The organism is Sorangium sp. So ce296 (genome assembly GCF_051529605.1).
In the GTDB taxonomy this organism is placed as follows: Bacteria; Myxococcota_A; Polyangia; order Polyangiales; family Polyangiaceae; genus Sorangium; species Sorangium cellulosum_D.
This window is the reverse complement of record NZ_CP150325.1, coordinates 6689550-6710330: the sequence shown is the minus strand read 5'-3', so window position 1 is coordinate 6710330 and position 20781 is coordinate 6689550. Positions and strand designations below refer to the sequence as shown.

The window sequence follows — 20781 nt, the reverse complement described above, 5'->3', positions numbered from 1 at the left end:
GGACGCCGTCGACGCGCGGCGGGACGGTCACGCCCGGCGGAGGATGACCATGTCGTCGTCCTGGCTCAGCCGGTACGCGCCGTCCTCGGTCCTACACCGCGCGGCGTGCCCGCGGATCTTCTCGTCGAGCGCGCGCGCCTCGCCCTCCGTCATCGCGGCGAGCTGCTCGGCGGAGATGCAGTCCGCGAGCACGAAGAAGCGACAGAGCGTGACCATCTCCTCGAGCGTCTCCGCCGTGTAGGCGTTGTGGCTCCCCACCACGTCGAACGCGAGCTGCTTGTCCCGCAGCGTCTTGATGAGCACGGAGCTGTCGATGACCATCGACGTGAAATCGCGGTGCATCTCGTAGTTCTGCCCCCGATCGGCGCCGAGGACGATGGCGCAGTACCCCGCCGGCTTGGCGAACGAGAGCAGCCTGTCGATGAAGCCGCCCCAGTCCGCGAGGGGCACGTGGTAGAGCATGTGGGAGCAGAGGACGAGATCGTAGCGGCGCGGCGACTCGAACCGTTCGAAGGTGTCGCGGAAGATCTCGGCGCCGGCCGGCGCGGACGCGCCGAGCTGCGCCTCGTTCGGCTCGATCAGGGTCATGTCGCCGAACCAGGGCGCGAGCCGCGCCGCGATGGCGCCGGGACCGGCGCCGACGTCGAGCAAGGACGGCCCCTCGGGCAGGTGGGGGACGATGCGTTGCCGGATTCCCTCCGCGATGTTCTCCGGATGCCTGGAGGTCGCGGAGAGGAGGCGGAACGCGGTGGCGTAGTCCTGGGGCGACAGGGTGATCTGCATGGGGCATCTCCTTGGGCGAGAGGGGTTCGGTCTGGCTCGGGCGCGCTGCGAGGCGAGCGAGCGCGCGCCTCGGCAACGCGGACGATCGCGCGGGAAGCGTATACCCGGAGCCCAGGGGCCACGCACCTGCTTACGTTCTTTGGAGGAGAACCCATGCTCGGCGAGGGCCAATGAGACCCCCGACGGGCAGCGCCTTCGGCTTCCCGGTGAGTCGCTCTTTTACCGGTGGTGGCGTCAGACAGCGTGCCGCTCCCAGAGTCATCTCACCAGCGAGCCGGATTCCCCGACGCAGGCACCTTCGAGCGGATCGAGGCGTACCCCGACTTGCAGCGGACGCTCCGAGAGATCCGGGACGCGACCCAGGCGACGGAGACGCCGGCCCCCGAAACCGCGGGCGACACCGGAAGTGGATGAACAACGCGCCGCCCTGCTCCCGGTCTGGACGCCCGCGCGCATGATCCGGACATGGGACGGCAAGCACGGCGTCTGCGCGGCGGCGCTCGCACCAGGAAGGGAAGCAGGGAGCAGCCGAATATCCTGATCATCATGGGCGACGACATCGGCTGGTTCAACCTGAGCGCGTACAACCGGGGAATGATGGGCTATGAGACGCCCCACATCGACCGCATCGCGCGCGAGGGGATCCTCTTCACCGACTACTACGGACAGCAGAGCTGCACCGCCGGGCGCGCCGCCCTCATGACGGGCCAGACGCCGCTCCGGACCGGCCTCACCAAGATCGGCATCCCGGGCGCGAAGCGGGGGCTCAGCGACGAGGATCCCACGATCGCCGAGATCCTCCGGCCGCTCGGCTACGCCACCGGGCAGTTCGGCAAAAATCACTTCGGCGACCGCGACGAGCATCTGCCCACGATGCACGGCTTCGACGAGTTCTTCGGCAACCTCTACCACCTGAACGCCGAGGAGGAGCCCGAGCACCCGGACTACCCCAGGGACCCGAGGTTCCGGGAGAAGTTCGGCCCGCGCGGCGTGGTCCACAGCTGGGCCGATGGCCGCGGCGGGCAGCGGATCGAGGACACGGGGCCGCTCACCCGCGAGCGGATGGAGACCATCGACGAGGAGGTCCTCGCCGCCACGCTGGGCTTCATCGAGCGCGCGCACGAGGCGGAGCGGCCCTTCTTCGTCTGGTTCAACAGCACGCGCATGCACGTATGGACACACCTCAAGCCCGAGGCCGCGGGCAAGACCGGGCTCGGCGTCTACGCCGACGGCATGGTCGAGCACGACGGGCACGTCGGTAGGCTGCTCTCGGCGCTCGACGATCTCGGCATCTCCGGGGACACCCTCGTCATCTACACGACCGACAACGGCGCCGAGTCGTTCACCTGGCCCGACGGCGGGACCACGCCGTTCAGGGGCGAGAAGAACACGCAGTACGAAGGCGCTTATCGCGTGCCTTGTCTCGCGCGCTGGCCCGGCGTCATCGCGCCCGGCCGGATCGACACCTCGATCGTCGCGTCCGAGGATTGGCTCCCCACGCTGGCCGCGGCGGCGGGCGTGCGCGACGCGAAGAAGCGGCTCCTCACCGGCTACCGCGCCGGCGGCAAGACGTTCCGGGTCCATCTCGACGGCTACGATCAGACGGCGCTGCTCTCCGGCGCCGGCCCGAGCGCGCGGCGCGAATTCTTCTACGTGAATGACGAGGGGCAGGTCGTCGCCCTCCGCTACGATCGCTGGAAGGTCGTCTTCGCCGAGCAGCGCGCCCAGGGACTCCTCGTCTGGCAGGAGCCTTTCGTGCCGCTCCGCCTGCCCAAGCTCTTCGACCTCCGGGCCGATCCCTTCGAGAGGGCCGATCAGGGCAGCATCCTCTACGACAAGTGGCGCATCGACCACGCCTTCGCGCTCATCCCGGCCCTCGCCTTCGCCAGGAAGTTCTTGGCCTCGTTCCAGAAGTTCCCGCCCCGGCAGAAGCCGGAGACGTGGAACCTGGACACCATCCTCCAGCGCATGCAGCGCACCTCCGATTGAACGACCGCCAGACATGACGGGGAGCATCTGTCAGGCCGCAGATTCTTGCTGAGGCCGATCGCCCTGGTCATTGGCCGGCAGGCGGCTGCCAAAGCTCTACCTTGTTTCCTTCTGGATCGATGACCCAGGCAAATTTTCCGTACTCGGAATCGTCGATCTTCTCGAGGACGTCGCAGCCTTCTTCGCGCAAGACTTGAACGAGGGCGTGGAGGTCCTCGACCCGGTAATTGACCATGAACGTCGCGGCGCTGGGCGCAAATTGATCGCCTTCTGCCGGGGCGATGGACCAGACGGTCGTGCCGGCGACCGGCTTCCCTTCGCCGTCGGTCCAGGTAAAGGCCGTGCCGCCCCACGCTTGGACATCGATCCCGAGGTGCCGCTTGTACCAAGCCTGCAGCGCCGGAGCGTCTTTGGCTTTGAAGAAGATGCCCCCGATGCCGGTAACTCGCTTCATAGAACCTCCGAGGACGGGTCGTGGTGGTGAGGGAGCGCGTGTCTTCTGCGGGCGAAGCCTGAGTCGAGCCGCGCCGCGAAGCGGCGTCGGCGCGAGCGCTCTGCCAGCCATCACTCCATGGGCTGGCGGATGATGGTCTTCCACTTGGCTGGGTCGGCGCGCCGTATGTCGCTCAGATACACCTCGTGGTGCTTTCCTGCGAGCGCCGAGCGCGCTTCGATGAAATCGTGGACTCGCTGGATGGTCGGCCCTTCTTCCGTGAAGGGGCCGACGTGAAGTATCTGAGCGCAGGATCCTTCGGTGAAGCTCTCCAGCCTGAGGGCGTCTACCGCGGGAAGCGCCGTCTTTCGCCTCACCTCCGCCATGGCCGCGTGAATCACCGCATCCTCCACGAAATGAGGCTGCATGATCATCATCGTCCATTTCCATCTCGACCTATCGTTGGCGGTGAAGACGGACATGTCATCCGACCACCAGAGGCCTTCGAGCGGCATGACCGCATAGTCGATCCCCTGCGGCCCCTTCTTCACCATGAACTTCGCCGTGTAGGAGACGGAGAACAGCGCCTCCACTGCCTCGACGTACGCCTGTGATGTGTTGGGGTCCCCCTCGCCGTCGATCATGAGGAACTTGAATGTCGGCACTTCGACCTGAACCACCTCCTTCGCGGATGCCTGGTACAGATGCTTGAGCTCTCTCTTGAGATCAACTTTCGACACGAATGCACCTGAGGCTAGGCGGGGCGGCGGCTCACCGCTGACCCGGGAGATCATAGACATTGACGCGAAGCCCCGCCGAGCACAGGTTCCGCTCGATGAGGGGCTCTATCTCGCTCCAGCTGCCTCCGGCCAAGCCTGCCCCGATGCGAGGCATGTGCACGGACGCGTCGTGCCGACGCGCGAAGGCGGCGACCGCCGCGAGCGCAGCGTCGATCGCCTCGTAGCGCACCGGTGGGACCCCGCCGCGCGCTCTCACGTCGTGCTGGCCGATCATGTTCGCGACCCACAACCTGGGCTCGACCTCCACGAGCTGCACCTGGCCAAGCCCGAACGGCGGATCGGCCAGCTCACCTCGGTGCCAGCGGCGGTATTCTACCTCTGGCGCAGCCCAGCGCGCCGACAACGCGGTCACGAAGCCCCGCCCCCACCCGCCGACGTCATTGCACACGTGGGCGATGATCCGTGAGCCCTCGCCGACCGGCCTGGTAGCGTCGCCGACCACGTAGTTGATCGTTGTCATCAGTCCTCTGCTTCACCAAGGGGTTCGACGTCGCTCATGATGCGGGAAGCGTACCGCAAATTCGGCCGGGTCACGAGCGGGACCCGCCTCGGCGCGGGTCATGGGCGAGGGTCCGTGGCTCGCGAGGGCGGGAGGAGGCGGCCGCGGGGGCGGGCTCGGCGTGCGCGGCGCGGCGTCCACGGGGGGCGCCGGGGGAGGCTCGGGCAGGGCCGGCGGCTGCGGTGGCCGGCCGAGGCGGGGCCCAGACTGCGACCCTGCCGTCGGCACGAGGCGCTCGGCCTCCGATCGCTCGACGCGGCGCTCGCGCTGGCTCGTCGACGCGCGCCGCCTTCGAGCCGCTAGAGCTCTTCCACCGTGCTGTGCTCGTAGTACTCGATCAACTCGCGGCCTGTCTGGCTCAGGCCCGCCTGGGCGTTGATGTACGGCAGGGCGTCTCGCACGGCCTTCATGGTGGTGGCGATGGCCTGGCCCTCACCCACGACGAGGGCCGTGTGGTGCTCCACCGCCCGCTTGGGGTCGGTGACGTGGCGGAAGAGCTTCTGGATACGCGGAATGTGGACGCGGCCGCGCGTGCCGAAGGTCTTGATGCGCTCCTCCGTCACGCGCCCCACGCCGCCATACATGAAGATGTTGCCCTCCCGCGCGTTGGTGCACGGGCGCAGAAAAGCGCACGTGCCGGGCTTGAGATCGCCGTCGACCGCGCCCCAGCTGTTGTCCTTGCCCACCTCTTTGGCCAGGATCTGATGCTCCGTGATCCTGGCCCCGGGGTGCATGACGCTCTTGGCCCAGACGCCGCAATGAAAGAGGTCAACCTCCTCTCGGTCGTCGTCGAACATGTTGTTCCAGTCCCCCAGGACCGGAACCAGGCCGGACGCGCATTGGAGCATGTACATCCCCATCCAGCCCGCGATGTCCGTCTCACACGCGGCGGGCAAGAGCTTGTCCGAGAGCATGCTCATGCACGTGCACGGCATGACCCCGACCGTCCCGCCGATCTGGTACTTCTGCATCTCCGTCCAGCAGCGCACGGCGATGCCGTCCAGGTCGTTGTCGCGAATGAAGCGGTCGAAGACCACGCCCATGCGCGCGATGGCGTCCAGCGACGACGGCGGGACATCGACCGCGCCGAAGTGGGCGCGGATCTCGTCGCGCTTGTCCGAGAGCTGCGCTGCGTCGACCTGGCGCATCTGCCGATCCAGAGCGATCAGCTCCAGCCCCACCGTGCTCAACCCCATGTGCCCCAGGAGCTCCGTGGAGACGTGGGTGACCGTCTGGAAGGCGTCCGGCCCCGACCCCACCAGCCCCAGGCGAACGCCGCGGCCGCGACGCCGGAACTTGGAGGCCAGCACACACGTGGCATAGAACGCGTGCAGATCCCGCGCGAACTGGGCGGAGCGCACCGACTCGCAGTGCTTCGTCGTCAAGGTGTAGGGATACCCGATGTGGCGCAGGGCGTTGGCCGCGGAGAAACGGCCACAAGCGCCGTCGCGACGGCCCCGCTCCCCCATCCTCCCCTGGCCACGCACGTCCGGCTCCGTGTGGATCAAGACCGGGATGTTCAGATCCGCGAGGCGCAGGAAGTCCCGGATGCCGTTCTCATCCGAGAAGTTGTACATGGAGCAGATCACGCCAATGGCGCCAGCGCCATCGACTCCCTGCCGATACTCCTGAGCCGCCCCCGCAGCGCGCTTGGCGTCCGCGTAGGACTCCACATTGCCTAGATCGACGTATTCGACGTGCTCTCCGAGCAGCGCCTCTACGACCCCGGCCGTCGCCCGCGCGCCCTCCACCGCGAACTCTGTGGGAAAGAACCCCCGGTTGCCCATGAAACCCAGAATGACCGGCTTGCGCGTCTCCATCGCCAACCTCTTTCCACGTCCGACGCGGTCCGCGGACCGCCCTTGGTTTGTCCAACTCCCCTGTACCTGCCGCCACCCGCGACGATGGACGAGCGCGCCCGCCTAGCGCAGGGGCTTGGCGCACGTCCGCGGCGGATGGGACAACCAACCGTGTTCCGCAGCGTCAAGGCTCTCGGAGCCGACCTGTAACGGTAGGATGAAGCTCGCCGCCGCGATCTTCTCGAAGAGCGGCGGCGAGGGTGGGGGGCGAGCTGAAGCGGCGCCTAAGATGCCGTTCGCTCGCGCGCCCTATCGAATTACCGAATCCACCGATTGACGATGTTTTCGTACAGCTCCTGTTGACCGCTCGTGAGCTTGACCTCACCACCAGCGTTGCCGATCTCGGCCAGCTGCTCCAACGTCAACTTGCCCTGCTCGAACTCTGCGCCCTTGCCGCCGTCGAACGACGCGTAACGAGCCTTGCGCATCGACTCGAGCGGCGACTTGCGGATCAGGTCGTCGGCGATGATGAGCGCGCGGGCGAACACGTCCATGCCGCCGATGTGGCCGTGGAAGGTGTCGATCAGATCCGTCGAGTTGCGGCGGCGCTTCGCGTCGAAGTTGACGCCGCCGCCCTGGAACCCGCCGCTGCGGAGCAGGATGAGCATCATCTCCACCGTCTCGTTGATGTTGTAGGGGAACTGATCGGTGTCCCACGCGTTCTGATAGTCGCCGCGGTTCGCGTCGATGCTGCCGAGCATGCCGGCGTCCGCGGCCACCTGCATCTCGTGCTCCATGGTGTGGCCAGCGAGCGTCGCGTGGTTCGTCTCCAGGTTGAGCTTGAAGTCCTTGTCCAGGCCGTGCTGGCGCAGGAACCCGATCACGGTCTCGGCGTCGAAGTCGTACTGGTGCTTCGACGGCTCCATGGGCTTGGGCTCGATGAAGAAGGTCCCCTTGAAGCCCCGGGCGCGCGCGTAGTCGCGCGCCATGGTCAAGAAGCGCGCGAAGTGCTCCTTCTCGCGCTTCATGTCCGTGTTCAGGAGGCTCATGTACCCCTCGCGGCCGCCCCAGAACACGTAGTTCTCACCGTTCAGCGCGATGGTGGCGTCGAGGGCGTCCTTCAGCTGAGCGCCGGCGTAGGCCACCACGGAGAAATCCGGGTTCGTGGAGGCGCCGTTCATGTAGCGCGGGTTCGAGAACAGGTTCGCCGTGCCCCACAGCAGCTTGACGCCCGACTGCGCTTGCTTCTGCTTGGCGTACTCGACGATGCCCTGAAGGCGGCGCGACGTCTCGGCGCGGCTGTCGCCCTCCTCCACCAGGTCGATGTCGTGGAAACAGTAGTGCGTCGCGCCCAGCTTGGTGATGAACTCGAAGTTCGCGTCCATCTTCATGCGAGCGCGGGTCAGCGGGTCCTTCCCCTCGTCCCAGGGGAAGTTGATCGTCCCCGGACCGAACGGGTCGTGCCCGCGACCACAGAAGGTGTGCCAGTAGCACACGGCGAACTTGAAGTGGTCCTTCATGGGCTTGCCAGCGACGACGCGGCTCTCATCGTACCACTTGAAGGCGAGGGGGTTGTCGGACTCAGGCCCCTCGTAGGGGATCTTGCCGACACCGGGGAAGTACTCTTTGTTTCCAATCACGACGGTCATGGCGGCTCTCCTGCTCGTGGCTTGCGTGCGCCTTCGTCAGGCCCTGACCAGGCGCACCACGGGGTTGACGGATCATCACGGCGGCCTTCCACCGGCCTGCATCACGTGGTCCGAGAGTAAGTTAGCACTATTTACTAAGTCAGTCCAGCCCTTTGATCGGCGCACCATCGCGCGCTTCGTTGCGCGCCGCGCAAGCCGCCGCGTCAGGCGTGGCTCGCGATGAAGCGGGCGGTCGCGTCGGGCGACGAGAGGATCGCCCACTGGCGATCCGGGTAGGAGAAGTTCGTGGCGAACGCGTCGGCCAGCGACTGGCTGCGCGAGGCCGCGGCGAGGAGCGCCAGCGCGTGGTCCGGCGGCGGCAGGAGGAAGGCGTTGGTCCACTCCGTGGCGGGCCGGAGCGCCTCCCAGAGGCGGTCCTCCAGGTCCGCGCAGAACGCCTCGTCGAACGCGGCGCCGGCGGCGGCCTGCCCCGCGATCCGCTCGGCGGCGAGCCACGCCGCGAGCGTGGCCATGTTCGCGCCCTGGCCCATGATCGGATCGTGGGTGATGTGGAGATCGCCCAGCGCGAGCGCGAACCGGCCGCCGCCGAGGGGCGCGTACGCGCGCCGCACGAGCGGCGTCACGGCGCCGGTCAGGTAGTCGCGCGGGCTGGCCACGCCGAAGCGCGCCCGGTCGACGCGCTCGGCCGTGAGCGGCGCGTGCGCGAGCACCGCGTCGAGCAGCGCCGCGTCGAACCTCGCCGGATCGTCCTCGTAGCGCATCCGCGTGATCGGCTCGAGCGCGCCGCCGGGGATCGCCTCGATGAGCAGCGCTGGCGCGACCCCGCCGAGCGTGAGGTACTGGTTCTCGAAGATCTCGCCGTGCCCCGGGGAGAGCTGGAACATGAACTCGAGCCGCTCGGGCATGCGGAGCCCGCGGACGATGCCCGCGAAGAGCCGCCGCTGGGGCCCGGCGTGCGGGCTGCGCTCGGGGACCCTCGGGAAGAGGTCCGAGAGGCCCGCGCGCCCCGTGGCGACGACCACGAGGTCGTGCCCCGCGGCGAGGTCGCGGACGCCGCCCGCGTCGAGCGAGGCCTTCACCACGCGGCCGCCGCGCGCGGCGAAGTCCTCGAGCAGCCGGGGCAGATAGACGCGCATGTCGATGAAGAGCATGTGATCCGGCGGGTGGCCGACGAAGCCGAGCGGCGGATCGGCCGCCACGCGCATCCGGACGACGCCCGTGGCGTGCTCGGCCCCCTCCCAGTGCGCGACGCCGAGCGCCCGCTGGCGCGCCCGGGTCGGCGGGGAGAGCGCGACGGTGCTGGGCAGGCGCCCCGCCCGGATCTCGTCCGGCGTGCGCTCCTCATAGAGGCTCACGCCCAAGCCCTCCTTCTGGAGGTGCAGCGCGAGGTGCAGGCCGGCCATGCCGGCGCCGACGATTGCGATGGTGGGCATCCTTGTCCTCCTCATCCTTCTCACCTGTCGGGTGCGAGGTCCGCCGGGCTCTCGGCGCCCCCGACCGCGGCGACGCCGCGGGAGCGGATCGCGGCGGCGAAGGCCCCGCGCGCGGCGGCCCTTCTTCCAGAGGACCACACCGCTGCGCGGAACGCGCGTGTCGATCTCGAGTGACGCCCTGAATTCCTCCTCGGCGGCCTCGATCAAGCCGCGTATTGTGGAGGAGCACAGTAGAGCGGCCCACTATCGTCGGGAGGAGGATGTGTGAAATCGACGCCGAGGAGCAGCGGCCGCTCACGCGTCAACCTGGATCGCTCATGCCTCGACCCGGGTCGGCTCGCTGGGCCGCGTCGGGTTGGGTCAACCGCCTGGCGCCGGAGCTCGCGCCGCCGCCCGCGGCATGGCACGCTCCGGCGCCGGCCGGGGGATCCGGCCACCGATCGGAGAACGACATGATCACGCTCTATGGCTTCGGTAGAATCTTCCCCGAGGGGATCGGCGAGACGAAAGACCTCCGGGCGCAGTGGGCGCTCGAGGAGACCGGGCTGCCGTATCGCGTCCACGCGCTCGACCACACCGCCGGCGAGCTCGACAGCGACGCCTACCGCCGCATCAGCCCCTTCCGCCAGGCGCCGGTCATCGACGACGACGGCTTCGTGGTGGCCGAATCTGCCGCGGTGGTGCTCTACCTGGCGGAGAAGGCCGGCAAGCTGATCCCGGGCGACGTCCAGGGCCGCACCCGCGTCGTCCAGTGGTGCTTCGCCGCGGTCGGCACCGTCGAGCCGACCCTCGTGTGCCTCGACATGATCGGGATCTTCGACAGCGGCAAAGCCGCACGCACGCTGCACGCGGAGGTGCCCAAGCTCGCCCGCCGCTGGCTCGGCGACGTCGAGCGCCGCCTCGAGGACCGCGAGTGGATCGCCTGCGCCGATTTCACGGCGGCCGACATCATGATGGCCGGCGTCCTGCGCAGCATCCGCAAGACCGACCTGATGGAGCCCTTCCCGAGGCTCAAGGCCTACTTCGAGCGCTGTCAGGCCCGCCCGGCGTGGCAGCGCACCCTCGGCCTCTACGCCGAGCGACTCGGCGTGAGCGTCGACGACATCCGCTAGAGCGCGGGCCCTCGTCACCGCGGGTCAGGGCGGACGGCGCGAGGAATTACGAACCAACGTGCACCAGCCGCCGCAATTTCTCGACAGGGCGGCCACCGGTCGGTCTAACGACGCTCCAGCTCACCCGACCTCGCGCCTCCGCTTCGCTGCGGCGCGGGGTTCGGGTGCAGCGCGTCGTCGGGCGGCTTTAGCCAAGACGGGAAAACCCGACGAGCTCTGGCGTGAACGACACGTTGGCTTCACCGACCGAGCCCAGAATACCGTCGCGCACGGCTTTACTGGGGCTGCCATACACCTCCATGCTGCGAATCACACAATATTTCATGACCTCAGCAATATTTGGATCAGACACCTGCCAGTGGCGAAGAATCGCGTCGGAGTCTTGGAACAACTGGAAGCTGTAGCAGAGGCCCTTCTCATCGTCGACGTAGGTCTGAACCATCAGCTGTGGAGCGTGCTTGTTGGCAAACTCGACCGCGTTGACGATGGCTCTCTTGAATTCAGCCGCGTGCTGCCGGTCGAAGGCCATGGTGTTGCGAAGCAGAATCGGCCCGTTTGTTCTTTCAGCGCTCATTCGCACCTCGACCATCAAGTTGAATCTGTAGATGAATTGATTATCGCCACCCAGCGTCATGGCGGCGATCAGCGGACAAACCCCGTCTGATTCACCGCCTTATTGGGTCGCATGCGTGAGCCGTCAAGGTGGCGGCCTTCGACCCAAGGACGTCCGGCGTCCAAGGGGCGCGCCGAGGAAGGATCGGGCGGGGCCGGCGGCGGCGGACGAGGCGGCGACGGGGGCGATAACGGCTACCCGAGCATCGGCATCGTCGCGCTGCACGCCAGAGTGACCGCGCGCGGCGCCGAGATCCGGCCGCTCGACGGCGGCCAGGGCGGCGACGGCGGCGAGCCCCCTGCAGGGCGGACGAGCAGTACTATACGTGACGTTGATGGAATACCGAAGCGGTCGCATGACTTGCTCCTGAAGCGGGCCAAGGGTCGACAGCGCCTAGCGCATGTGCTCGATGTCTTGCGGCATGACCACCCAGCCGTGCATTCGCTCTTCATAGACCGAAAACGTTGGACCGGGGAAGGCCGGGTCCGCAAAGGCTCCCACCGGTATGGCGATCACGTCCTCGTGCCCGGCCATCGCGTAATAGACGGTGGCGCCGCACTCAGGACAAAACGTGAAGGTGCTCTTCGTCCCTTCGTCTCCGATTCGAACGAAGTCCTTCCCCTGCCCCTTTATCTTCACGTTCGCGCGATTGAACCTGGCCTGAGCGCCAAACACGCTTCCGGTCCGTCGTTGGCAGGCCAGGCAGTGACAGACGGACACGCGAATCGGCTCGCCTTCGACCTCGGCCGACAACCTGCCGCAATTGCAGCTCGCGAGGCGATTTCTCATCATGGTGCTCCGGTGGATGGCGTCGCCCGACGGTCGACACGGGGGGCGGCCGCGGGTGGGTGAAGCCCGCTCGTGGACGTCCCCTCGATGGAAAGGTCAGGCCTCGGGGTCGTGGCAAACCACCTCGATGTTGTGCCCGTCCGGGCCGATGACGAACGCTGCATAGTAGTTCGCGTGGTATTGCGGGCGCAGACCAGGCGCGCCATTGTCTTTGCCGCCCGCCTCCAGCGCCGCGCGATAGAAAGCCTCGACTTGCTGGCGATTCTCGGCCGTGAAGGCCAGGTGAAGACGCGCCGGCTTCTCCTCGGTCTGGCAGATGCACAACGACGACTTACCGTCTGCGCTGAGCTCGAGGCCGAGCGGCCCCTCCAGGACGACAGCTACGCCGAGCGGTTCGAGCGCCTTGAGGAAGAACGCTTTGCTCGCTGCGTAGTCGCTGACTCCGAAGACGACGTGGTCAAACATGAGCTCTCCTGCAGTGTGCGAGCCCGCGCCCGTCTCGCGGCATCGTCGACCGCGGCCACTCGGCGTGATCAGCCCTCTCGACCGCTGACCGCCGCTTCCGCGTGGAGCGCCTTGAGCTCCGAACCGACCCCCTCGTGCCGCCACCGCGCATCGTCGGAAGGTAGCGTATCCGACGGCTGCCCCACCTTGTCAAGGAGACCGGCCCGGGACCGTGCGGCACTACACCGGACGAAGGCGAGAGCGCGCCCTCGATGCCCTACCGCTCCGCCGCGAAGTGCCCCCGCGGCGGCCCGACCGATCTGCGGCGGGGGTGTTCAGGTCGTCGCACCTCGCCGAGCTCTCCACCGCGCAGGGCGGGCCTGCAGCGGTGAACGCGTGCGAGGGCGGGCTCCCGAGCGTCGTGGGGTGGGAAGCGGACCGGGCCGGCGACGGCGACTGGGGCGCGCCGGGCCGGGCCAGGGCGGCGGCGGAGGCGGCCGCCGCAGGGGCGGGCTCGGCGTGTGCGGCGCCGCGTCCAAGGGGGGCGCCGGGGGCGTCCAAGGGGCGCCGCCGGGGGAGGCTCGGGCGGGGCCGTCGGCTGCGGCGGCCGAGGCGGCAAGGGGGCGAGAACGGCTACCCGAGCATCGCCCTCGTCGCGCTGTACGCCAAGGCGACCGTGCGCGACTGAAGGCAAGGCCTGCTCTACTGACCGGGTGACTAGGGTCAGATTGCCATTTCCATGTCCACCAGAAACTTCCATGAAACAAACCGCTTATTTGGACGTTGACAGCGTTTCCGAGCCCGGAGCCACCGTCTGCACCGGTGCCTTCCGCACCTCAGCGCGCCGCGCCATTTTCTCGAGACGGTAAGCTGCTTCCCTCTGGAATCCACGTTCCCGCTGTTTCAAATCCGTTGACACGCTCTGCAGTCATCACTACGTCCACGCGACCAACATGAGCGTGGACTCGTGTGCGCGAACCTACGAAACCCTCCGACCAGGGCCAGATCGTGGTAAGGTCCTTGTGCTCCCTTGCGGGGATGAACGATGCGGTGCACGCCCGAACGCGCATGATCGACCGTTCTTTGTAACCTTGAGAAGGACCTGCGGCGGTTGACCGGCCTCGGCGGCCTGCCGAGCTGTGAGTCCCCCTCTGACCGACCGCGTGCTGAAAGAGGCGGCCCAACTGGGCATCACTGGGATACGGGCGATCACGCAAGAAGCTTGAGCCAGGGTTTAGCTCTGCACAAATATAGCCCAGGTATCACCGAGGCTCTGCGGATCGCCGATGCGTTTGAACGTTCCACTCCCTGGAGGAGCAGGTATGGCTGTCGATGAGGGTTCGTCTGTTCACGTCACGGGTCGTTCGGGGCTCGTGCACGACGAGGGAGGCATCGTTCGCGAGGAGGCAGCGAGCGTGCAGCCCGTCGTGATGTCACCCTCGACGATGGCAGCGTCACCAGCAGCGGCGGCGGATGAACTGCAGGCGCCGCCGGCGCCCGGCGATGAGGGCAGCCCGCTGTCCTTGTTCCAAGAGCGGCTGTGGATCCACCACCAGCGCAGTCCAGAGAACACGAGCTACAATCTGCCCCTCCTGCTGCTCGTCCGAGGCAACCTCGATGTCGCGGCGCTGGAGCAGAGCTTGAGCGAGATCGTCGCCCGTCACGAGAGCTTGCGCACCTGCTACGGGCAGACGGACAAGGGAGAGCCCGTGCAGCTCGTCGCGCCGCCGGAGCGCGTGCGCCTGCCGGTCATCGCCGTCGACCGCGCTCGGATGCTGGAGCACCTCGAGCGACACCTCGAGCACCGCTTCGACCTCCTCCGGGGTCCGATCTTCATCGTGAGCTTGCTGCGCTTGGCGGCGGACCGGCACCTGCTCCTGTTCAACGTGCACCACATCGCGGCGGATGCCTGGTCGCTGAAGGCCGTCTTTCTGGGGGAGCTCCAGAGCGCTTACGCGGCGTTCTGCCGCGCGGAGCGGCCCGCTTTGCCGCCGCTGACCGTACAATACAAGGATTACGCACGCTCGCAGCGGGCCTCGGAGTCGTCCGCGCGCCTCGACTACTGGCGTCGAACGCTCGAGGGCTACGAGGACAGCCTCGAGCTCCCCACGACGCATACGCGGCAGGCGAAATCCGGCACGAAGAGCCAGAGCTTCGTGCATCGCTATTCGAGCGAGTTTGCGCGAAACCTCGAACGCCTGTCTCGCCAGCACGGCTGCACGCTCTTCATGTCGTTGCTCGCGGCGCTCGGCGTCACGATCGGCCGGTACACGAACAGGGACGACCTCTGCATCGGCACCACGACGTCCAACCGAACGGACGTCGAGTTCGAGCCCTTGATCGGGTTCTTCATCAATATCTTGCCGCTCCGGCTGCACATCGACGAACAGACCAGCGTCGGCGCGCTGCTCAAGGCGGTGCGCGCGCAGGTGCTGACCGCGTTCGAGCACGCCGTGCCCTTCGAACGGATCCTGCAGGCGACCGACGTCGCGCGTCGCGGCGGCGCGAACCCGCTGGTGCCCATCGTCATGAGGCATCAAAACTTCCCTGAGACCTCGCTGGGCGCTCCGCTGCCGGGTGACGTGAATTTCTACGCTTACCCCGATCCCGACGAGGGCGACGACGCGGTCCGGAGGCTGCTCGTGAGAGAGCACGTCCCTGCGCGATGCGAGATCGAGCTGTCGTACTCGGGGGGGGCGGACGAGCTCGAGGTGGAGGTGGTGTACGCCTCCGATCTGTACGACCGCGAGGCCATCGAGCGCTTGCTCGCTCACCATCAGCGGGTGCTGGAAGGCATGTTCAGCGACGCGAATCGGCGCGTGCTCGAGCTGCCTCTGCTGCGCGACACCGACGTTCAGAAGCTGCTCGAGCAGTACAACCGAGCGCCGGCGACCCCAGCGCCAGCCTGGTCCTTCGTCCAGCGCTTCGACGCGCAGGTCGAGCGCTCGCCGGGCGCGGTGGCGTGCTGGGACGCGCGGAGCGCCTGGAGCTACCTCGAGCTCGCGCGGCACGCGAACCAGGTGGCGCACGCGCTCGCGGCGCGGGGCGTCGCGCGAGGGGACCTGGTCGCCGTGTGTCTGGATCGCAGCGGCGAGCTACTCGCGACCCTGCTCGGTATCTGGAAGGCGGGGGCGGCGTACGTGCCGATCGACCCGGCATACCCGAAGTCCTACGTGCGGCAAATCCTTGAGGACGCGCGCCCGAGCGCCGTCGTTTGCGGCGCCCGGCACCAGGCCCAGCTCGAGCTCGACGACGCCCGGTGCCTCAGGCTCGAGCAGGTCTGGGACGCCGCGTCGAAGTCCCCGGATACGCCGCCGGAGCTGCGCGCGCAGCCCGAGGCGCTCGCCTACGTCATGTATACGTCGGGGTCCACGGGCAAGCCCAAGGGCGTCCGGGTGCCCCATCGCCAGCTCAACAACTGGCTGAGCGCCCTCGAGACCTGGCTGCCGTTCGAGGCGGGTGAGGTCGTCGCCCAGAAGACGACGTTCGTCTTTGCGGTCGCGGTCAAGGAGCTGTTCGCGGGCCTGCTCAACGGGTGCCCGCAGGTGTTCATCGGCAACGACGCCGTCCGAGATGCGGCGGCCTTCGTCGCCGCGCTGGCCGAGCACCACGTCAGCCGCCTCAACATCGGGCCCTCGCACCTCGCGAGCGTCATCGAGCACCTGCAGTCGAGCGGGCGGCGCTTGCCGGCGCTGAAGATATGTATCACCGCCGGCGAGCCGCTGCCGAAGGCCCTGGTGCTCGCCTTCCGCGAGGTGTTCCCGAGCGCGCGCCTGCTCAACAACTATGGCTGCACCGAGCTCAACGACATCAGCTACTACGATACGGCGAGCTTCGACGGTCAGCGCGATTTCGTCCCGATCGGCACGCCGATCGCCAACACAAAGGTCTACGTGCTCGATCGCCAGGGCAGGCTGGTGCCCGAAGGCGTCCCCGGGGAGCTGCACGTCGCCTCCGTGAGCTTGCCCGAGGGGTACCACGGCCTCGACGCCCTGACCGCCGAGCGCTTCGTGGCCAACCCGTTCGGCGCTGAGCCGAGCGATCGCCTCTACAACACGGGCGACGTCGTCAGACACCTCCCGGACGGCACGCTCGACTACATCGGTCGCTGGGACTTTCAGGTCAAGGTGCGGGGCTTTCGCGTCGACGTGCGCCAGGTGGAGATGGTGCTCGGCGACTTCGAAGGCATCCGCGCCCGGGCGGTCGTGGGCAAGGGCGATCGGCTGATCGCGTTCTACACCAGCGCGCCCGGCAGCGCCGTGCGCCTCCTGGAGCTGCGCGCGTTCCTGCAAAGCAGGCTGCCGGCGTACATGGTGCCGGACGCGTTCGTCCTGCTCGACGCGATGCCGCAGCTGCCGAACGGCAAGATGAATCGCCGCGCGCTCCTCGAGGCGCAGGGCGAGCTGCAACAGAGCGACCCGTACGAGCCTCCGGCGAGCCCGACCGAGCGCGCGCTCGCCGACATCTGGTCCCTCGTCGTGAACGTGCCCGCCGCGCGCATCGGCCGCCGATCGCACTTCTTCGGCATCGGTGGGCACTCGCTCTCTGCCATGCGCGTCCTGGCGAGGATCAAGGACGTATTCCAGGTCGAGCTCGTCGTGTCGGAGCTCTTCGATGCGCCCAAGCTCGACGCGATGGCCGCCGCGGTCGACCGCGAGATCGCGCGCCGGCCTCCCAGCGAGCGAAAGGCGCAGCCCTCCGCCACGGCTCGACGAGCGCCGAAGACGCGGGCGGGCTCGGGGCTGCTCCACGACAAGGTGGCGCTGGTCACCGGCGGCAGCCGTGGTATCGGGCTCGCCACCGCGCTGCTGCTCGCGGAGCACGGCGCGAGGGTCGCCATCAACTACCGGGACAGCGAGGCGCAGGCTCGGCGCGTCAAGGAGCAGATCGAGGCGGAGGGCGGGATCGCCGAGGTCTTCGGGGCGGACGTGACCGACGCCGCCGACGTGACCAACCTCGTGAAGGCCGTCCACCAGCGCTTCGAGCGCATCGACGTCCTGGTGGCGAACGCTCATATCAACTTTCGTCATCGCCCCTTCGTCGAGTACGACTGGGCCGATCTCGAGCGGAAGGTCAGCGATGAGCTCAAGGCGGTGTTCCTCCCGTGCCAGGCGGTCGTCCCGGAGATGCTCCGGCGCAAGAGCGGCAGCATCGTGGCGGTCTCGAGCAGCCTCTCCAGGCGCAGCAACGAGGGGTTCCTCGCGCAGAGCACGGCGAAGGCCGCGGTCGACGCCTTCGTGCGCGCGCTCGCCGCCGAGCTGGGTCCTTCTGGCGTTCGCGTCAACACCGTCGCGCCCGGGCTCACGTTGACGGACGCGGCCATGCCGATGGCGCCCGCGGTCAAGGAGGCGATCGCCTCCAAGTCCCCGTTGCGCCGCAACGGCTTGCCGGAGGACATGGCGGGCGCCGTGCTCTTCTTGGCGAGCGACCTGTCGCGGTTCATGACCGGCTCGTACCTGCCGGTCGACGGTGGGCTCACGATGTTGTAGCGGCCGCGCCGGGGAGGAAGGCGGCGCCCTCTCTCACACGAAAACACGAGGCTAGAGCATGCCTGCCAAGCTTCTCGTCATCGACAACTACGACTCCTTCACCTTCAACCTCGTGCAGATGTTCCGCAGCTACGACCTGGACATCTCGGTGTTCCGCGCCGACGCGCTCTCGGTCGAAGACGTCGCGCGCCAGCGGCCCGACTACGTCCTCGTGAGCCCTGGCCCCAAGAGCCCGAGCGCCGCCGGTATCTCGACCGAGCTCATCCGTCGTTACCAGGGCGAGGTCCCCATCCTGGGCGTGTGCCTCGGCATGCAGTGCATGAACGAAGCGTTCGGCGGCAGCACGGTGCACGCGCCCGTGCCGATGCACGGCAAGACGAGCGCCGTACATCACGACGGGACCGGTCTCTTCGAAGGCGTCCCCCAGCCGTTCACGGTAGCGCGCTATCATTCGCTCGCCGTCACGGGCATCAGCGGGGAGTTGAGGGTCAACGCCCGGGCCACGGACGGCGTGCCGATGGCGCTCCAACATGTCCGCCATCCGCTCTTCGGCGTCCAGTTCCACCCCGAGAGCTTCCTCACCCAGCACGGGTTCACGCTGGTCGAGAACTTCCTGCGCTCGGGTCCGCTGAAAGGAGCGCTGTCATGAGCACAGCTGTGGTCGACGTCAGCCTGCCCTGGCTCCGGAGGGTGACGGGGGTGCATTCCGAGCCCCTCGACCTGAAGGAGCCGTTCGTGGACGTGGTGCGCCGCTTCGCGCATCTGCCCGGCACCGTGGCGCTGATGAGCGGCGGGGAGCTCGACTCCGCCCGTCACCACATCCTCGGCGTCTATCCCTGGCTGTCGCTGAGCGGTCACCGCGCGCGGACCACGCTCGCCGACGGCGACCATCGCGTCGAGCTCGACGAGGACCCGTTCACCGCGCTGCGCCGCCTGCTTCAGCACTGCAGCGTGCCGGAGCTGGGAGCGCCGCTGCCGCTGTCCAGCGGGCTCCTCGGCTACTTCGCGTACGATTTGAAGGACTGCCTGGAGCAGCTGCCGAGGACGAGCATCGACGATCTCGAGCTGCCGCTGATGCACCTCGTGGCGCCGGCCATCCTCGTGATCCACGACCGGGTCTCGGGAGCGACGACGCTCCTGGCGATGCGCTTGCGAGGATTGCAAGAGCACGACGATGCGTTTCGCCGAGACGTGGCGCGCTTCAAGGAGGCGCTCGGCGCGCCGGCGGCGGCGCTCCGAGAGCCGGCGCCGCGAGCGAGCGGCCGATGTGCTTCGATCGTTTCGCGGGAGGAGTACCTCTCGGCGGTCGAGGCGATCCGCAGGTACATCGTCGACGGCGACGTGTACCAGGTGAACATGTCCCAGCGCTTTCAGGCGCCGTTCGCCGGGGACCCCTTCGACTGCTTCGCCACGATGTATGCGGCCAATCCGGCGCCCTTCTTCGCATACATCAACGCCGGAGACCACCAGATCGTCTCGACCTCCCCCGAGCGGTTCATCGAGCTCAGGGACGGCGGCGTGGAGACGCGACCCATCAAAGGCACGCGGCCTCGCGGGAGGACTCCGGACGAGGATGATGCCCTGCGGACGGAGCTCCTGGAGAGCGCGAAGGAAGACGCCGAGCTGTCGATGATCGTCGACCTGCTCCGCAACGACATCGGCAAGGTCTGCCGCCCGGGGTCGGTGCGCGTGCTCGAGCACAAGCGCCTCGAGGCCTATCAGAACGTCTATCACCTCGTCTCGATCGTGAAGGGCGAGCTCGATCCCGGCATGGATGCCGTCGATCTGCTCCGCGCGACCTTCCCGGGCGGCTCGATCACGGGGTGCCCGAAGATCCGGGCGATGGAGATCATCGACGAGCTCGAGCCGGTCCGCAGGCACATCTACACGGGCAGCATCGGCTACGTCGGGTTCGACGGCACGATGGATCTATCCATCGCGATCCGGACCGCGACGTTCACGGGCGGCAGGGTCGTATTCTCCGTCGGCGGCGGCATCGTCTTCGACTCGGATCCAGCGAGCGAGTTCGAAGAGACGCTCCACAAGGGGCGCACGCTGATGGACGCCCTGGCCGCGACGGGCGGCGACGAGCGGAGCGCCAGCACGGTCTGGCAGGACGGGGCCTTCAAACCCAGCGCGGCCGCCTCGGTGCCGCTCGACGCCGAAGGGCTGGCGTATGGCTTCGGCTTCTTCGAGACCTTGCGCGTCCAGGCGGGCCGTCCGATCCTGCTCCAGGCCCATTTGCAGCGCTTCGAGCTCGCCTGGCGGGAGTTCTTCCAGTCCGCGCCGCCGGATGTCACCTGGGCCGACGTCATCGCCCAGCTCATCCAGAGGAACGGGCTGTCGAGCGCGATCGCCGTGGTGAAGCTCGTGGCGGCCGCGGGCAAGCCGAGCGGCGCGCGGCCGTCCCCCGTGCTCTTCGCGAGCGCCAGGCCCTATTCGCCGCGCCCCGCCCTGAGCTCGAAGCCTGGGCTGGCCCTCCGGGTGTATCCGCACTGCCGGCACACGCACCTCGCCGGCCACAAGACCCTCAATTACATGTACTATAAACTGGCCGGGGACTGGGCCAAGCGCCACGGCGCGGACGAGGCGTTGATCCTCAACGCGGATCGCTCCGTGTCGGAGACGAACACCGCGAGCGTGTGCTGCGTGTTTGGCGATACCGCGTGCTTCCCCGCGTCGGCGCACGCGTTGCCGGGCACCATGGCGGCCGAGGTCCGGCGGCTCCTGCCGCAGTGGGGCTTCGCCGTCGAGGACCGGCGCCTCACGGTGGAGGATCTGATGGCCGCGGACCAGGTGTTCTTGACGAACTCGTTGATGGGCGCGGTCCCCGCGGTGAGCCTCCACGACGCGAAGCTCGGCTACGACGCGGCGCTCTGCGACAAGATCAACGGAGCCGTGTTCGACGGAGCCTGACGGCTGGCGACACGGGGCGGCCCGGGCACACCG

16 protein-coding genes are annotated in these 20781 nt (G+C 68.0%); 6 read left to right on the top strand and 10 right to left on the bottom strand.

Annotated elements, in window-relative coordinates:
• Nucleotides 1-27: 27 nt before the first annotated feature.
• Entirely contained in the window at nucleotides 28-783 is a 756-nt protein-coding gene (locus tag WME98_RS25025; protein ID WP_437953586.1) for a class I SAM-dependent methyltransferase, read from the bottom strand.
• 465 nt (nucleotides 784-1248) lie between these two features.
• Here WME98_RS25025 and WME98_RS25020 point away from each other — a divergent pair, with 465 nt between their 5' ends.
• On the top strand, nucleotides 1249-2772 hold the full coding sequence (locus tag WME98_RS25020) for an arylsulfatase (RefSeq protein WP_437953584.1): 1524 nt from the start codon (nucleotides 1249-1251) through the stop codon (nucleotides 2770-2772).
• A gap of 67 nt (nucleotides 2773-2839) precedes the next feature.
• Here WME98_RS25020 and WME98_RS25015 read toward each other — a convergent pair whose 3' ends face one another.
• The 6 genes from WME98_RS25015 to WME98_RS24990 form a co-directional block, all read right to left on the bottom strand.
• Nucleotides 2840-3226 (bottom strand): VOC family protein, encoded by a 387-nt coding sequence (locus WME98_RS25015; RefSeq protein WP_437953582.1) that lies wholly within the window; start codon nucleotides 3224-3226, stop codon nucleotides 2840-2842.
• A 110-nt stretch (nucleotides 3227-3336) separates the two neighbouring features.
• Complete coding sequence (locus tag WME98_RS25010) at nucleotides 3337-3945, bottom strand: GyrI-like domain-containing protein (RefSeq protein WP_437953580.1); 609 nt, start codon at nucleotides 3943-3945, stop codon at nucleotides 3337-3339.
• Between the two features lie 31 nt (nucleotides 3946-3976).
• Nucleotides 3977-4465, bottom strand: a complete 489-nt coding sequence (locus WME98_RS25005; RefSeq protein WP_437953578.1) for an Appr-1-p processing protein — start codon at nucleotides 4463-4465, stop codon at nucleotides 3977-3979.
• A gap of 338 nt (nucleotides 4466-4803) precedes the next feature.
• Nucleotides 4804-6324 (bottom strand): L-fucose/L-arabinose isomerase family protein, encoded by a 1521-nt coding sequence (locus WME98_RS25000; RefSeq protein WP_437953576.1) that lies wholly within the window; start codon nucleotides 6322-6324, stop codon nucleotides 4804-4806.
• Between the two features lie 296 nt (nucleotides 6325-6620).
• Nucleotides 6621-7952, bottom strand: a complete 1332-nt coding sequence (gene xylA, locus WME98_RS24995; RefSeq protein WP_437953574.1) for a xylose isomerase — start codon at nucleotides 7950-7952, stop codon at nucleotides 6621-6623.
• A 203-nt stretch (nucleotides 7953-8155) separates the two neighbouring features.
• Nucleotides 8156-9385, bottom strand: a complete 1230-nt coding sequence (locus WME98_RS24990; RefSeq protein WP_437953572.1) for a styrene monooxygenase/indole monooxygenase family protein — start codon at nucleotides 9383-9385, stop codon at nucleotides 8156-8158.
• Nucleotides 9386-9837: 452 nt separating this feature from the next.
• Here WME98_RS24990 and WME98_RS24985 point away from each other — a divergent pair, with 452 nt between their 5' ends.
• Entirely contained in the window at nucleotides 9838-10497 is a 660-nt protein-coding gene (locus WME98_RS24985) for a glutathione S-transferase family protein (protein ID WP_437953570.1), read from the top strand.
• A 187-nt stretch (nucleotides 10498-10684) separates the two neighbouring features.
• Here WME98_RS24985 and WME98_RS24980 read toward each other — a convergent pair whose 3' ends face one another.
• The 3 genes from WME98_RS24980 to WME98_RS24970 form a co-directional block, all read right to left on the bottom strand.
• A complete protein-coding gene (locus WME98_RS24980) occupies nucleotides 10685-11131 on the bottom strand; it encodes a hypothetical protein (RefSeq protein WP_437953568.1) in 447 nt (148 codons plus the stop codon).
• Nucleotides 11132-11503: 372 nt separating this feature from the next.
• The gene (locus WME98_RS24975; protein ID WP_437954023.1) at nucleotides 11504-11899 is read right to left on the bottom strand and encodes a GFA family protein; all 396 of its coding nucleotides are present in this window, start codon (nucleotides 11897-11899) and stop codon (nucleotides 11504-11506) included.
• A gap of 96 nt (nucleotides 11900-11995) precedes the next feature.
• A complete protein-coding gene (locus tag WME98_RS24970; protein WP_437953566.1) occupies nucleotides 11996-12364 on the bottom strand; it encodes a VOC family protein in 369 nt (122 codons plus the stop codon).
• Between the two features lie 310 nt (nucleotides 12365-12674).
• Here WME98_RS24970 and WME98_RS24965 point away from each other — a divergent pair, with 310 nt between their 5' ends.
• The 4 genes from WME98_RS24965 (at nucleotide 12675) to pabB (ending at nucleotide 20748) form a co-directional block, all read left to right on the top strand.
• Nucleotides 12675-13031: a hypothetical protein gene (locus WME98_RS24965; protein ID WP_437953564.1), complete on the top strand. Its 357-nt coding sequence runs from the start codon at nucleotides 12675-12677 to the stop codon at nucleotides 13029-13031.
• Between the two features lie 634 nt (nucleotides 13032-13665).
• Nucleotides 13666-17832, top strand: a complete 4167-nt coding sequence (locus WME98_RS24960; protein ID WP_437953562.1) for a non-ribosomal peptide synthetase — start codon at nucleotides 13666-13668, stop codon at nucleotides 17830-17832.
• 58 nt (nucleotides 17833-17890) lie between these two features.
• Entirely contained in the window at nucleotides 17891-18481 is a 591-nt protein-coding gene (locus WME98_RS24955) for an anthranilate synthase component II (protein WP_437953560.1), read from the top strand.
• The gene (pabB, locus tag WME98_RS24950; protein WP_437953558.1) at nucleotides 18478-20748 is read left to right on the top strand and encodes an aminodeoxychorismate synthase component I; all 2271 of its coding nucleotides are present in this window, start codon (nucleotides 18478-18480) and stop codon (nucleotides 20746-20748) included. The genes WME98_RS24955 and pabB overlap by 4 nt, the downstream gene beginning before the upstream one ends.
• Nucleotides 20749-20781 lie beyond the last annotated feature (33 nt).